A 13,051-nucleotide genomic window follows, 5' to 3' on the forward strand; every position below is an offset into this window, starting at 1 on the left:
TTGACGTTGTTTTTCTGACTGTATGCAGTTATGCCCAACGGGGATAAGACATAAATAGTTTGGCCCGATAAGGGGCCCTTATAACTTCGCGCAGGCGGCGTCCACAGGCAGCAACAGCGCGATCGTGCTGTCGTACTCCAGCACGCTCCCCGCCGTCGCGACAAGGCTTTTGAGCGTCCCGGCCCACCGGACTGCGCACCGGTAAATAGAGCGGCCCAACCTGCACCAGCGCGAGGATATCGTCCGGCTCAACGCGCAGCCCCTCGCTGACGAACGCCTCGCCGTGGCTGGGGTGGCTTAGCAGCAGGCGTCCCGGCATGGGGGAACACACCGGCAGCAGGCTGGTTTCGGCCACCGTCGGCGGCAGAGGTGGAGGCGGGGGTGGGGGTTCGGCTATCGTTTTACCGCCGGGATAGCGCAGGCGAACCGACCAGTCCGCGCCGCGCCACTCAATCTCCCGTAATCCGGCGTTATGCATCTTCTGCGCCAGCTGGCGCACGTCCTCAAAAGCTATCAGTTTTTTTTCCATCATGATTCCATCGCGCAAGGGTCAGATCACGGCAGCGCCGCGCGCCAGAGTCGTGACTCTAGCGCGGATACCGGGCGGGCTGATAAGAGGGTTTCGCTTTGAGGCAATAAGGGAGACTTATTATCCCACGAGGGTTAGCGGCCGGTTGTCCTCGGTCCGCTGCGCCATCAGGGAGAGCAAAATGCCCTTCACCACCTCCGCGGGCTGCGAAAGCGGCAGATGGTCGGACATACAAAAAGAGAGCGAGGTGAGCACATTGGGTTCGACAATTCTCGCCATCCAGGCATTGGCGGGCTGGAGCATGGTGCGCGCCGCGGACTCCGGCATAATGGTGCCGCCGAGTTCCGCCGCCAGCGCGGCGTTAAGCGTGGACTGCGATTCAATCTCGCATTTCACCCGGTAGCTCAGTCCGGCCAGGGTAAAGGCGTCGTCCGCGGCTTTACGCATAATGTTATAAATGCGCGGCAGGAACAGATCGTAGCGGGCGACCTCCGCCAGGGCGATTTCGCGCCGGGGTTCCCCTAACGCGTGCGGACAGACGAAAAAGAGCGCCTCTTTCATCAGCGGTAGAAAACGCAAGCCGTGAATATCCCGGTCGCCGTAAATCACCGCCATATCCATCCGCCCGCTCATGATTAATTCGCTGAGGGTCATGCCAAAGTTTTCATTGAAATAGAGCACGATCCCAGGATGCTGGCGCTGCACTTCGGTCAGCAGCGGGATCGCCAGCTGCTGGGCGGCGGTGCCCGGCGCCAGGCCGACGGAAACCTGGCCGCTCAGGGCCAGGCCCGCGCCGTCGATGGCGCTCTGTGCCTGCGCGCACTGGCGTAAAATCGCCTGGGCATGGGTATAGAGAATTTTTCCGGCATCGGTCGGCGTAACCCCGCGTTTGGTGCGTATCAATAGCTGCTGATCGACCTCGCCTTCCAGCGTCGCCAGCTGCTGGCTGAGCGCCGGCTGGGCAATATGCAGAATGTCGGCGGCCTGCGTCAGGCTCCCGACGTCGACAATTTTGATGAAATATTTCAGGCGGCGAAGATTCATAGCTGCAGTCCCACATCAAGACGTATCTCTGATGACAAGCAAGATCGATGCCAGTACCTGAAAGCCCCGCAGGCCACAAATCTCAGCGCAATTTCGGGCAACCCGCTCTGCAACGCTCCCGCATTTGCACCGTCGGAGTGCACCGGCGCATATATGCGGCCCTGCCCTCCAGTCATCGCATTGCGTTATGTCCCCACAACAAAGCGCTATTAGCTGGCCGCCTTTGCCCCCCTCTATGCTGGTTGACGTGTATTGACCCCCTCTCGCCGCACGCGGGGGATCGTTCTGCGCCGCGTGCGGGTTTGCTGAACTTATAACCAGGAACCGCAGCCCCATGCCTGATATCGCCGATCGTCTCAAAAATGTTACCGTCTCCGCCTCCGTCGCCATGACGCAAAAAGCGCGCGATCTCGCCGCGCAGGGAATCGACGTCGTCGGTCTCTCCACCGGCGAACCGGACTTTCCCACGCCGCCCCACGTGATCGATGCCGCCTATGCCGCGGCGTGCGCCGGGGATACCCGCTACCCGCCGACGGATGGCACCCCCGCGCTGCGCGCCGCCATTCAGCGCAAGTTCCTGCGCGATAATGAACTGCGCTACGACATCAGCCAGATCCTGACCGCCGGCGGCGCCCGACAGATTATTTTCAACGCCATGATGGCGACCATTAACCCCGGCGACGAAGTGATCATCCCCGTGCCGTCGTGGATCAGCTACGCCGACATCGTGAAATTCGCCGGCGGAACGCCGGTGCCGGTGCCCTGTCACGAAGAGTACGGCTTTAAACCGCTGGCGCAGGACGTCGAAGCGGCGATCACGCCGAAAACCAAATGGCTGCTGCTGAACTATCCCAGCAATCCGACCGGCTCCGTCGCCACGCATGCCGAGCTCCGGGCGCTGGGCGAGATGCTGCTGCGTCATCCACAGATCTGGATCATGACCGACGATATTTACGAGCATCTCCTGTACGACGGCGTGAAATTCTGGACGCTGGCGCAGGTGGAGCCCGGGCTGTACGATCGCGTATTGACGGTGAACGGTGTTTCGAAAGCCTATTCAATGACCGGCTGGCGGCTGGGTTTTTGCGGCGGCCCACTGGCGCTGATTAAGGCGATGAGCAACGTCAATACGCAAAACAGCGGCGGCGTGGCAACCCTGGCGCAGGCGGGCTCCGTCGCCGCGCTTGACGGCCCGCAGGATCTGCTGGCGGAACGCGCGGAAATCTATCGCCAGCGCCGTGATTACGTGCTTGAGCGCCTTGCCGGTATTCCCGGCCTGCGCTGTCATAAGCCGCAGGGGGCCTTCTATCTGTTCGTGAACATCGCGGAATTTATCGGTAAAACCAGCGCCGGCGGGCATTTTATCGCCAGCGACGCCGATTTTGTGATGGCGCTTATCGAAGAGCAGCACGTGGTAACGGTACAGGGGGCGGCCTACGGCATGAGTCCCTATTTCCGTCTTTCTTACGCCACCAGTATGGAACGCCTGCAAACCGGCTGCGATCGTCTCGCCGCCTTCTGCGCGGGTTGCCGTTAAGCTTCAGCGCGCGGATTCTGCGCGTTGAGCAAAGTGAAATGCCTGCCTGGCGTCTGACCGGCAGGCATTTTTTTATTCCGCCTGCGGGGCTGCGGGATGGATTCATGCATGACGGTATGGAAAATGAGGTTTGGCAGAATGAAGGTCATCGTCAGACGTGTACCGGAAGAGCAGACGGTGGTCAGGGGCGCGGCTTACGCCCCTCGTAACCCATGAAATGCTTTACTGCGCCAGCACCGCCGCCGCCGGCGCAACCGTCGCGCCGCAGGCTTCAATCTCACTGCGAACCAGCGTCGCCAGCGCCAGCGAGCCCGGGGTATCGCTATGAACCAGGATCGAACGCGCGCGTACCGGCAGCGTATTGCCGCTAAAGGTGGTCACCGTGCCCTGCTGCAGAAACTGACGCACTCTGGCGCGCACCGCCGTCTCCTCTTTGATCAGCGAACCGGCAATGCCGCGCGGAACCAGCTGCCCGCGATCGTCATAGGGCCCGGTCAGCGAGAAACAGCGTCAGCGTCGGCAACCCTGCGGCCTGCGCCGCTCGTTCAATGATGGTGTCCGACTGGCAGAAGATAATCAGTTGCGAATCGATCCGGGCAACGGCCTGCATCACCTGCAGCGCCAGGGCGTCGTCACGGTTAATCATATTGCCCATCGCCGCGTGAAAGCTCAGGTGGGCGACGCGGGTGCCCTCGGCGCGGGCAATGGCGGAGAGCGCGCCAAGCTGATAAATCACCTGCTGGCAGATCTCATCTGCGGAGAACAACATCTCTTTGCGCCCGAACCCCTGGCGGTCCGGCAGGCCTGGATGGGCCCCGATGCCCACGCCGCGCGCTTTCGCCAGGCGCACCATCCGGCTCATAATCGCCGGATCTCCCGCGTGAAAACCACAGGCGATGTTAGCGGAGGAGACAATATTCATCAGCGCCGAATCATCACATAACTGATAGACGCCAAAACCTTCTCCCATATCGGAGTTCACATCAATTTTCATACGAAGTTCCTTATAAACCGATAACCCCGGTCAGCGGCGCTACGCTGACGCGCAGACGCAGCAGCCAGCGTTCAATCGCCTGCCGCACCGCGATCGCAGTACGCGTATCGCCCTGTACCAGTTGAATTGACTGACCCGCCTGCAGCTGGCCCAGACGCCAGAGGTCCTCTTCAATCACGCAGGCGATTTTGGGATAACCTCCCGCGGTGTTGGCATCGCTCAGCTGGATAATCGGTTCGCCGGCCGGCGGAACCTGCACGATACCCGGGATCAGGCCGTAGGAGCGCATTTCAACCGTTTCGGCGGGCAGGATCGGTTCCCCCGCCAGGCGATAGCCGGTACGGTTGCTGTGCAGCGAAATTTTCCACGCCTGGCTCCAGAAGCGCGGCGCATCGGCGGCAAACAGCGGATATTCGCCGGCGGGGATGGCGCGGATCTGCACGTCGCCCTGCGCGTTGCGCGGAAAAAAGGCGCTCAGGGCCACTTCCGGCGGCTCAATGCCGATCCCCGAGGCCGGAAGCGGCGCGCCCTGCCACGGGCCGCACGACAGCACGTCGCCGCGCTGCAGCGGCCGGCCCTCGAGTCCGCCAAAGCCGCCGCGCAGGGCGGTGCTGCGCGAACCCAGCACCTGCGGGACATCAATGCCCCCGGCCACGCATAAATAGCCACGCGCGCCGCACCGGGGAAAGCGTAGCTCCAGTACCTGGCCTTTACGCACCGCGCAGCCCCACCAGGCCGGTAGTTCTGCGCCGTCAAGCCTTGCCCGGCAATCAGCTCCGGTAAGCGCGATCCAGGTGTCCGCCAGGAAACGCACGCGGAAAGGAAATATCTGCACTTCGATGGCCGCCGCGTTTTCCTCGTTTCCCAGCAGCGTGTTGCCGGCGCGTAGCGCCAGCGGATCCATCACGCCGCTCACCGAGACGCCAAGGTGGCGCCACGCCGGGCGGCCTAAGTCCTGGATCGTATTTAGCGATGCGCTTTGTTCAATCTCAATCACAGTTCGACTCTCTCAGGCAGAAAACGGATAATATCGCCTGGCGCCATAAGCGCAGGAGTGGCGGCATGGGGGTTGAATACCTCAATTTCCGCGTAGCCGATAGCGTTCCAGCCGTTCGGCCCGGTCAGCACCGAGACGCCCGCCTGCGGCCCGCCGATGGTGACCGTCCCCTTAAGCATATTCAGCGAAGGCACCTTTTTACGCGGCGTCGCCAGCCGCGGATCCAGGCCGTGCAAATAGCCGAACCCCGGCGCGCTGCCGAGCGCGACCACGGTGTAGACCCCCTGCGAATGCCGACGAACGACCTCCCGGGCGGAAAACCCGGTATGACGACATACCGCCTCCAGGTCGGTGGCGTGTTCCCCGCCGTAGCACACCGGGATATCAATCTGCCGCCCTTTGACGTTGAGCGCCTGCGCCGCCAGCCAGCATTCGTGCAGCCGGCGCTCCACCAACGTCGGCTCCTCCGGCGTATCGCGTAGCAGCACCAGTAAATTCGTGACGCCGGGGATTAAGCTCTCCACCTCCGGCCACCGCTGCAGACTCTGCGCTAAAGACCAGATACGCCGCTGCGCCGGAAGGTCGAAGGCGCCGGGCGCTTCGATAAGCCAGGCCCGGCTACCCATCATGGAGATCCGCGCCGGGGCGCCGGCGCGAAGCTCAACGCGGCGCTCGGGTAACAAGGTTTTCGATGTCGGCGTCATACTTATTCCAGCGGTTCGAACGTGAGGCTGGAGAGCGGCTGCACCCGTTCTTCGCGAACCATTTTGTATTCGGTGTTCGGTCCAATCCAGCTATCCCAAATCTTGTCGATCGTCCCGTCGTCATCCATCGCCTTCAGGCTTTCATTGACGCTGGCCAGCAGCTGCGGTTCGCCCTGCTTCATCCCCACGCCGATAGGTTCAAGCGCCATCGGCTCCTTAATCATCGCCAGGTTGATGCCGTCCTTTTTCGCCTGGCCGATCATCTTGATACCGGTCATGGTGTTGGTGACGAAGCCCACCGCTTTATTCTGCTCAAGGGCAAGGAAGGCCGAAGCGGCGTCCTGGAAGGTGACCGGCTTGCCGCCCTTCAGCACGATGGATTGTTCAGAGGTGGTGCCCTTGGTGGCGCTGATGCGCTTACCTTTAAAATCGGCGGGGGTTTTATCGGCGTTCGCCTCTTTTACCAGCAGCATCTCTTTCGCGACGTAGTAAGGATCGCTGAACTGAATCTGGCGGCCGCGCGTTTTGGTATAGGCAAGGTTGGCGATCAGCACGTCGGCTCGCCCGGTGGCGATGACGGCGATACGCGCTTCCACGGAGGTGGGAACCAGCTGCGCCTTGACCCCCATCTGTTTCGCCAGCGCATGACAGAGTTCAACGTCCATGCCGACCAACTGGCGGGTTTTTGGATCCGGGGCAGAAAACGGCGGCACATCGGAATAGACCGCGCACTTCAGCTCACCGCGCGCATGAATATCCGCCAGCATATCGGCGCGCACGGCGCCGGACACCGATACCAGCGTCAGCGCCAGCGCTAAACCCGCATTTCGCTTCAGTTTCATTATTGTTTCCCTCGGTCTGGATAAAAGAATACCGACGTCCGGTAAGAGGTTCCCCGCTTCGCCGGTATGGCTAACCACTTATCGCGACTATATCGACATTGTTTGCGCGACGGGTAAGAGGGAAACGCTGTCGGGAGATAGGTGATTTATATGACGGCGCCGGCGCGCAGAGATAAGCAAAAATTATCCTGACAGAACGAAATTATCTTATCTGCCCGCCCTTCGCGCCCTCTACTGTAACGCCATGCGCGACATCCATCCCGCTTCCCTCCGCGATCGTTAACCAAAGGTAGCCACATGAATGCCCGACTTGGGATTTATCTAAAAATACTCTCCGCGCTGTGCGCGACGTTAATGCTGGCCTGTGTTAAAGGATTGCAGGGGGCGATTCCCACCGGCGAAGTGATTTTCTTTCGCTCCTTTATCGCCATGTTCCCCCTGCTCATCTGGTTAAAAATTCAGGGCAACGTGCTGGCCAGTATTAAGACCAAAAATATTTTTGGCCATCTGATTCGCGGCTTTTCCGGGACCGGTGGGATGTACTTCAACTATCTGGCGCTGGTGTCGATTTCCCTCGCCGACGCCACCGCCCTGAGCTATGCCGCCCCGCTATTCACCGTCATCATGGCGGCCTTACTGCTAAAAGAGCGGGTGCGTTTTTCCCGCTGGCTGGGGGTTATCATCGGTTTTTCCGGCATCCTGTTTATGCTCTCCGCCAGCTTAACCGCCGGCGGCTCTTTGTTCGCCGGCGGCCAGCTGCAGTCCGGAACGGCTCTCGGCGTCGCGTTCGCCCTGCTGGCCGCGCTCTGCACCGCCACTTCCAATATCCAGATCCGTTTTCTCAACGGCATTGAAAAACCCGGCGCCATCGTTTTTTACTTTTCGCTGATGACCACCCTGATTGGCCTGGCAACCAGCCTGTTCGGCTGGGCGCGGCCAACGCCGGGTCAGCTTCTGCTGCTGGTGGGCTGCGGCTTCTTCGGCGGCATGGCGCAGATTCTGGTCACGCTAAGCCTGCGTTTTACCGACGCCTCGCTGCTGGCGCCGTTTGACTACACCACGCTGGTCTGGTCGATGGTGATTGGCTATCTGTTCTTAAACAGCCTGCCCGGTTCGTCAACGTTGGTCGGCGCAGGGATCGTGGCGCTGGCGGGGATCTTCACCCTGTGGTGCGACCAGCGGCAGCGGCGGGCGCATATCGCACGTGCCTCTTCCTGAGCTTACCGATACCAACGGCCCCGCGCAGGCAGCGCAGGGCTTGTCATCCCCCAGCGCCTCAGCAATACAGACCGCGGCCTTTGCTCGCCAGCAGGATCCGTTCGCAGGCCAGGGCCCAGGCGGCGGTGCGCAGGGAAATGTCCAGCGTCTGCGCTTTCAGCCAGACGCTTTCGATGGCGTGGCGCATAATGGTATCCAGCCGCGCATCGATCTCCTCTTCGCTCCAGAAGAGGCTGGAGAAATTCTGCACCCACTCGAAATAGCTGACCGTCACCCCGCCGGCGTTGGCAATCACGTCGGGAACCAGCACTATTCCCCGCTCAGCCAGCACATCGTCGGCCTCCGGCAGCGTCGGACCGTTGGCCCCCTCCAGAATAAGGCGACAGCGCAGCCCGGCGGCGCGCTCCGCGCCGATCTGCCCCTCCAGCGCTGCCGGAATAAGTATCTCGTATTCGAGACGCCAGAAAGCCTCGTCCGCCACGCTATCGGCGCCGGGGAAACCGGCGATCGTGCCGTGAACCTGCTGCCACGCCTGCAGCGCCGGAATATCGAGCCCGTTGTGCTGATATAGCGTCGCGCGATGATCCTGCACGGCCACCACCCGCGCGCCGGCGGCATGAAACAGCCCGGCGCTGACGCTGCCCACGTTGCCAAAACCCTGTACGGCGACCCGGCTTTGCGCCACGGAGAGCCCCAGCTTTTCCGCGATGTGGCAGCCGGTGATAAACACCCCACGCCCGGTGGCCTGCACCCGCCCCAGCGATCCGCCGAGGTGGACCGGTTTCCCCGTCACCACGCCGGCCCCCGGCGGTTCCGGCGTTGCGCGACCAGCTATCCATCATCCAGGCCATGACCTGGGCGTTGGTGCCGACGTCCGGCGCCGGAATATCCTGCCGGGGGCCGATCACCCTGCCGATTTCACAAGTGTAGCGGCGGGTCAAACGCTCCAGCTCTCTGTCGGAGAGCGTCGTCGGGTCGACGCGAACGCCGCCTTTCGCCCCGCCGAACGGCAGATTGAGCGCCGCGCATTTCACGGTCATCCACGCCGCCAGCGCCATCACCTCCTGCAGGCTGACGTCGGGGTGATAGCGTACGCCCCCCTTGCCGGGTCCGCGGGAGAGATTATGCTGGACGCGATAGCCTTCAAAATGGCGAATCGTCCCGTCATCCATTTCCAGCGGAACATCGACAATCAGCGCCCTTTCCGGGTGACGCAGGGTATCGGCCCAGCGATTGAGATCGCCGGGCAGCGGCAGGACGCGTTCCACCTGGGCGAGATAGATAGCCCAGGCGCAATGGCTCTCACCCGTCACATAAGAGAGTGCAGACACAACTTACCTCCGGTTTTCCAGTAGTGATATTCATAGCGATAAATTAAGAAAGCCGCCCGGAGGCGGCTTTGCGGCGAAGTTCAGCGACTGAGCTCCAGTTTCTTTTCCAGATAATGGATGTTGCTGCCGCCGGCGCGAAAATGGTCATCCGCCATGATCCGCCGCTGCAGCTCAACGTTGGTTTTGATGCCGTCGATCGCCAGTTCGTTCAGGGCATGTTCCATCCGCGCAATGGCCTCATTCCGACTGTCGCCGATGACGATCAGCTTGCCGATCATTGAGTCGTAGTACGGCGGGACGCAGTAGCCGGCGTAAATATGAGATTCCCAGCGTACGCCGAAGCCGCCCGGCGCATGAAAACGGGTAATTTTGCCCGGGCTGGGCATGAAGGTGTGTGGGTCTTCGGCATTTATACGGCATTCAATCGCGTGACCGCGCACGCTCACCTGCTGCTGGCTGATGGAAAGCGGCAGCCCGGCGGCGATCCTCAACTGCTCTTTAATCAGGTCGACGCCGGTGATCATTTCGGTCACCGGATGCTCCACCTGAATGCGGGTATTCATTTCGATAAAGTAAAATTCGCCCTGCTCATAGAGAAACTCGAAGGTGCCGGCGCCGCGATAGCCTATTTCCCGGCAGGCTTTCGCGCAGCGTTCGCCGATCGCCTGGCGGATCTCCGCGGTGATCCCCGGCGCGGGGGCTTCCTCCACCACCTTCTGGTGGCGACGCTGCATTGAGCAATCGCGTTCGGCAAGATAAATCGCCTGCCCCTGCCCGTCGGCCAGAACCTGGATTTCAATATGGCGCGGATTCTCCAGATACTTCTCCATGTAGACCATATCGTTGTTGAACGCCGCTTTTGCCTCGGCGCGCGTCATGTCGATGGCCTGCGCCAGCTCTTTCTCCTGACGGACTACCCGCATCCCGCGCCCGCCGCCGCCGCCGGAGGCCTTGACGATGATCGGGTAACCAATCCCGGCCGCCAGCCGGCGGTTCTTCTGCGGGTTGTCGTCCAGCGGGCCATCCGAGCCCGGCACGCACGGCACGCCGGCTTGCTTCATCGCCTGAATGGCCGAGACCTTGTCCCCCATCAGACGGATGGTTTCCGCTTTCGGGCCGATAAACACGAACCCTGAACGCTCCACCTGTTCGGCAAAGTCGGCATTTTCTGCCAGAAAACCGTAACCTGGATGGATGGCCGCCGCGCCCGTCACCTCAGCGGCCGAAATCACCGCCGGAATATTGAGATAGCTTTTGGCGGACGGCGGCGGGCCAATGCAGACGCTTTCATCGGCCAGCAGCACGTGTTTTAACTCACGGTCGGCGGTAGAGTGGACGGCCACCGAGCGGATGTTAAGCTCCCGGCAGGCGCGCAGGATACGCAGCGCGATTTCGCCGCGATTGGCAATCACAATTTTATCCAGCATGAGATCCCCTATTCAATCACGAGCGGCGGCTGGTCGAACTCAACCGGTTGACCATCGGCGGCCAGAATCGCTTTGACGAGCCCGCGGCTATCCGCCGCAATCTGGTTCATCATTTTCATGGCTTTGACGATGATGCGAACGGAGCTGGCGCCTTCGGCAATTTCCAGTTCGCCAATGCCGGAGGCTTCGACCAGGGCGATCAATTTTTCAATGCTGGCAATATCCATAAGTAACGGGTTCCGCAGAAATTGGAAGTGATATACCCGATCGCGCAATCAGTGGTGCTGCAGTTATAGCAGAGCCGGCGGGCGATATTTCATAGGAACTTCAGGTGGTGGGATAAGAAAATAGTAAGGTATAAATAAACGACGCTATTGTGCTACGCAGGGTATTAACACCTGAGCTGGCTAAAATAAAGAAGCGGCTCGTCAGAAAAACCACGCTGACGCGGGAATTGTGCGCCGATGTTCGCACGCTGCAATCCCTGCCGCCGGAAACACTACATTACGATCCGCTGGTTTATATCGATTTGAAAAAGGATATTTTTATCGCTATGAATACAAATAAAAACCATAAAGTCTTTCCTTTAAGCCGCTCTAAATTTTCCACACCCGAAACAGGCTAAGGTCACGTCAAATAACCTATTAAAACCAATGTTTTTTTAAACTGCACGTTAAGGAATTATGCTGTTAAGCGCAGGCTGCGCAATTTTCCCGAAAATTTCCGCATCGTTAAAAGCGCGCGCCGCAAGCATGGCGCCATGCACCGTCGCCATGAGCAGGCCGGCCTCAGCGGAGATAGTACCGCGAAGCTGAAACACGTTTTTGCCCTCTCCTCTGCGCAGTACGGCAGCCAGCCAGTGGGAAAGATCGGTAAAATGCCCGGAAACCTCAGCGGCAACGTCAGGCGGAAGCGTAGGCAATTCGGCGGCAAGCATGGCGCAAATACAAAACGGCGAGGAGCCGTCTTTGATACAGGTTGACCAGTAGTCCAGGTACGCCTGAAGCTCGGCTGCCGGGTCGTTTAACTTATCGCTAAGCAGCTTCATTCCCGTCCGGGCCTCTTCACGATATTGCGCGACTACGGTTCTGACCAGTTCGGCCTTGCTGGGGAAATGGTGGTGGATACTCGCCTTGCGAATATTTACCCTGTCCGCAATATCGGCAAAGCTGAAGCTGCGATAGCCGCCGGAGGTCAGTAACTCCCGGGTACAGGACAGGATTTCGTTTGCTTTCTGGGAGCGCTCAGTCGTCATAGCAAGGGACCAATAGTAAGGATAGCGACTGGCCGGGCAGGCGCGGCCGTTTTGAAGCAACCTACTGGCAGGTAGAATCAGTGTCAAGGGGAAATAGCCGGCCCGGTTATCCCGGCAGGGTACGCTGCCCCGCCCTGTTTAACGGCCTTTATCATTCACTTGACGCAATAAAGCTTCGTCAACATAATCATTGTGCATCCTCAGCATGCCGTAGGCGTTACCGTCATCCAACGCGCCCCACAGCCCAGGGTCTCAGCAGAGAAACAGGGACACAAGGCGCGATCGCTGTACTCATCATGGCCATCAAATCCGGCCAGTCCGATAGTTAATATCGCCGCCTTTCCATCAGCTATACCCGGAGAGGGAAAATTTATGCAAATTAGCGGTAATACCATTCTGCTTACGGGCGGAACCAGCGGTATCGGGCGTGCGCTTGCCGAGGCTTTTCACAGGCGCGGCAATTAGGTCATTATTACCGGACGGCGCCAGCATCTGCTCGATGAAATAACGGCCGGTAATCCAGGGATGGCCGGTTTCAGGGTCGATATACAAGATGACGCTATGCTCGCCGAACTGGTCGGCGAGGTCGGCTCACGTTTTCCCGGCCTGAACGTGCTGATTGCCAATGCCGGTATTTCAAGGCCGGAAAATATTGCCGCAGACGGCTGGGACGCCGGCATCGCCGGGGCTATCGTCGATACCAATATCATGGGTATGATACGTACGGCAGCGGCTTTCCTGCCCTTGCTTAAAAAGCAGGCCAACGCCACCTTGATGGCGACCAGCTCCGCGCTGGCGTTTGTGCCGAAGGCGGATTTCCCCACCTACTGCGCCAGCAAGGCGTTCATGCATTCCTGGCTGGTTTCAGTGCGTCATCAGCTGCGCCAGATCCCCGTCGAGGTCCTTGAGCTTTCGCCTCCCTATGTACAGACAGAACTCACCGGCCCAGGCCAGGCTTCGGACCCGCGGGCAATGCCCTTATCTGCATACGTAACAGAGGTCATGATGCTAATTGAACAGCAGCAGCATCCCGAAGGTGAAATCCTGCTTGAAGGGGATAAAAGGCGCCGCCGGGCCGAAAAGGAAGGAACCTTTGACGCTATTTTTCGCGCGATGAACCCGCTATGACCGCTTTTCGAAAATAACTAATCCGTAAAAGCCCGGCGGTATAAT

The 13,051-nt window shown here is 60.0% G+C and carries 12 protein-coding genes and 3 pseudogenes; 4 read left to right on the forward strand and 11 right to left on the reverse strand.

Going from position 1 to position 13,051, the window contains the following annotated elements; genetic code table 11:
- Positions 1 to 28: 28 nt before the first annotated feature.
- On the reverse strand, positions 29 to 532 hold the full coding sequence (locus tag WLO32_RS12985; RefSeq protein ID WP_435945503.1) for an acetyl-CoA carboxylase biotin carboxyl carrier protein: 504 nt from the start codon (positions 530 to 532) through the stop codon (positions 29 to 31).
- 117 nt (positions 533 to 649) lie between these two features.
- Complete coding sequence (gene nac / locus WLO32_RS12990; RefSeq protein WP_435945504.1) at positions 650 to 1,573, reverse strand: nitrogen assimilation transcriptional regulator NAC; 924 nt, start codon at positions 1,571 to 1,573, stop codon at positions 650 to 652.
- 334 nt (positions 1,574 to 1,907) lie between these two features.
- Here nac and WLO32_RS12995 point away from each other — a divergent pair, with 334 nt between their 5' ends.
- Positions 1,908 to 3,110: a pyridoxal phosphate-dependent aminotransferase gene (locus WLO32_RS12995; protein WP_435945505.1), complete on the forward strand. Its 1,203-nt coding sequence runs from the start codon at positions 1,908 to 1,910 to the stop codon at positions 3,108 to 3,110.
- A 222-nt stretch (positions 3,111 to 3,332) separates the two neighbouring features.
- On the opposite strand, the pseudogene WLO32_RS13000 reads toward WLO32_RS12995, so the two are convergent.
- From WLO32_RS13000 to WLO32_RS13015, 4 genes and pseudogenes are all read right to left on the reverse strand, one after another.
- A pseudogene (locus WLO32_RS13000) lies at positions 3,333 to 4,104 on the reverse strand (5-oxoprolinase subunit PxpA).
- A gap of 10 nt (positions 4,105 to 4,114) precedes the next feature.
- Positions 4,115 to 5,101 (reverse strand): biotin-dependent carboxyltransferase family protein, encoded by a 987-nt coding sequence (locus WLO32_RS13005; protein ID WP_435945506.1) that lies wholly within the window; start codon positions 5,099 to 5,101, stop codon positions 4,115 to 4,117.
- Entirely contained in the window at positions 5,098 to 5,805 is a 708-nt protein-coding gene (gene pxpB / locus WLO32_RS13010; protein WP_435945507.1) for a 5-oxoprolinase subunit PxpB, read from the reverse strand. The genes WLO32_RS13005 and pxpB overlap by 4 nt, the downstream gene beginning before the upstream one ends.
- A 2-nt stretch (positions 5,806 to 5,807) precedes the next feature.
- Positions 5,808 to 6,647: an ABC transporter substrate-binding protein gene (locus WLO32_RS13015; RefSeq protein WP_435945508.1), complete on the reverse strand. Its 840-nt coding sequence runs from the start codon at positions 6,645 to 6,647 to the stop codon at positions 5,808 to 5,810.
- Between the two features lie 297 nt (positions 6,648 to 6,944).
- Here WLO32_RS13015 and WLO32_RS13020 point away from each other — a divergent pair, with 297 nt between their 5' ends.
- On the forward strand, positions 6,945 to 7,865 hold the full coding sequence (locus WLO32_RS13020) for a DMT family transporter (RefSeq protein ID WP_435945509.1): 921 nt from the start codon (positions 6,945 to 6,947) through the stop codon (positions 7,863 to 7,865).
- 58 nt (positions 7,866 to 7,923) lie between these two features.
- Here WLO32_RS13020 and WLO32_RS13025 read toward each other — a convergent pair.
- From WLO32_RS13025 to WLO32_RS13035, 3 genes and pseudogenes are all read right to left on the reverse strand, one after another.
- Positions 7,924 to 9,196 (reverse strand): annotated as a pseudogene (locus WLO32_RS13025) (Glu/Leu/Phe/Val family dehydrogenase).
- Between the two features lie 80 nt (positions 9,197 to 9,276).
- Positions 9,277 to 10,623 (reverse strand): acetyl-CoA carboxylase biotin carboxylase subunit, encoded by a 1,347-nt coding sequence (accC, locus tag WLO32_RS13030; RefSeq protein WP_435945510.1) that lies wholly within the window; start codon positions 10,621 to 10,623, stop codon positions 9,277 to 9,279.
- Between the two features lie 8 nt (positions 10,624 to 10,631).
- Entirely contained in the window at positions 10,632 to 10,850 is a 219-nt protein-coding gene (locus tag WLO32_RS13035) for a biotin/lipoyl-containing protein (protein WP_435945511.1), read from the reverse strand.
- Between the two features lie 146 nt (positions 10,851 to 10,996).
- Here WLO32_RS13035 and WLO32_RS13040 point away from each other — a divergent pair.
- Positions 10,997 to 11,212, forward strand: a pseudogene (locus tag WLO32_RS13040) (MFS transporter); the annotation flags it as partial.
- Between the two features lie 84 nt (positions 11,213 to 11,296).
- On the opposite strand, the gene WLO32_RS13045 reads toward WLO32_RS13040, so the two are convergent.
- Together WLO32_RS13045 and WLO32_RS13050 are read right to left on the reverse strand one after the other, a co-directional pair.
- Complete coding sequence (locus tag WLO32_RS13045) at positions 11,297 to 11,878, reverse strand: TetR/AcrR family transcriptional regulator (RefSeq protein WP_435945512.1); 582 nt, start codon at positions 11,876 to 11,878, stop codon at positions 11,297 to 11,299.
- Positions 11,879 to 12,223: 345 nt separating this feature from the next.
- On the reverse strand, positions 12,224 to 12,430 hold the full coding sequence (locus tag WLO32_RS13050; RefSeq protein WP_435948353.1) for a hypothetical protein: 207 nt from the start codon (positions 12,428 to 12,430) through the stop codon (positions 12,224 to 12,226).
- Between WLO32_RS13050 and WLO32_RS13055 the strand changes: the two genes are divergently transcribed.
- Positions 12,404 to 13,006 (forward strand): SDR family oxidoreductase, encoded by a 603-nt coding sequence (locus tag WLO32_RS13055; RefSeq protein WP_435945513.1) that lies wholly within the window; start codon positions 12,404 to 12,406, stop codon positions 13,004 to 13,006. The genes WLO32_RS13050 and WLO32_RS13055 overlap by 27 nt on opposite strands.
- Positions 13,007 to 13,051: the final 45 nt, after the last annotated feature.

This window comes from Dryocola mayonis (genome assembly GCF_051307045.1).
GTDB lineage: Bacteria > Pseudomonadota > Gammaproteobacteria > Enterobacterales > Enterobacteriaceae > Dryocola.

Excerpts from the sequence above, each read along its gene's own strand:
- WLO32_RS12985 (WP_435945503.1), bottom strand. The coding sequence starts at position 532 with ATGATGGAAAAAAAACTGATAGCTTTTGAGGACGTGCGCCAGCTGGCG.
- nac (WP_435945504.1), bottom strand. The coding sequence starts at position 1,573 with ATGAATCTTCGCCGCCTGAAATATTTCATCAAAATTGTCGACGTCGGG.
- WLO32_RS12995 (WP_435945505.1), top strand. The coding sequence starts at position 1,908 with ATGCCTGATATCGCCGATCGTCTCAAAAATGTTACCGTCTCCGCCTCC.
- pxpB (WP_435945507.1), bottom strand. The coding sequence starts at position 5,805 with ATGACGCCGACATCGAAAACCTTGTTACCCGAGCGCCGCGTTGAGCTT.
- WLO32_RS13015 (WP_435945508.1), bottom strand. The coding sequence starts at position 6,647 with ATGAAACTGAAGCGAAATGCGGGTTTAGCGCTGGCGCTGACGCTGGTA.
- WLO32_RS13020 (WP_435945509.1), top strand. The coding sequence starts at position 6,945 with ATGAATGCCCGACTTGGGATTTATCTAAAAATACTCTCCGCGCTGTGC.
- accC (WP_435945510.1), bottom strand. The coding sequence starts at position 10,623 with ATGCTGGATAAAATTGTGATTGCCAATCGCGGCGAAATCGCGCTGCGT.
- WLO32_RS13035 (WP_435945511.1), bottom strand. The coding sequence starts at position 10,850 with ATGGATATTGCCAGCATTGAAAAATTGATCGCCCTGGTCGAAGCCTCC.
- WLO32_RS13045 (WP_435945512.1), bottom strand. The coding sequence starts at position 11,878 with ATGACGACTGAGCGCTCCCAGAAAGCAAACGAAATCCTGTCCTGTACC.
- WLO32_RS13055 (WP_435945513.1), top strand. The coding sequence starts at position 12,404 with ATGGCCGGTTTCAGGGTCGATATACAAGATGACGCTATGCTCGCCGAA.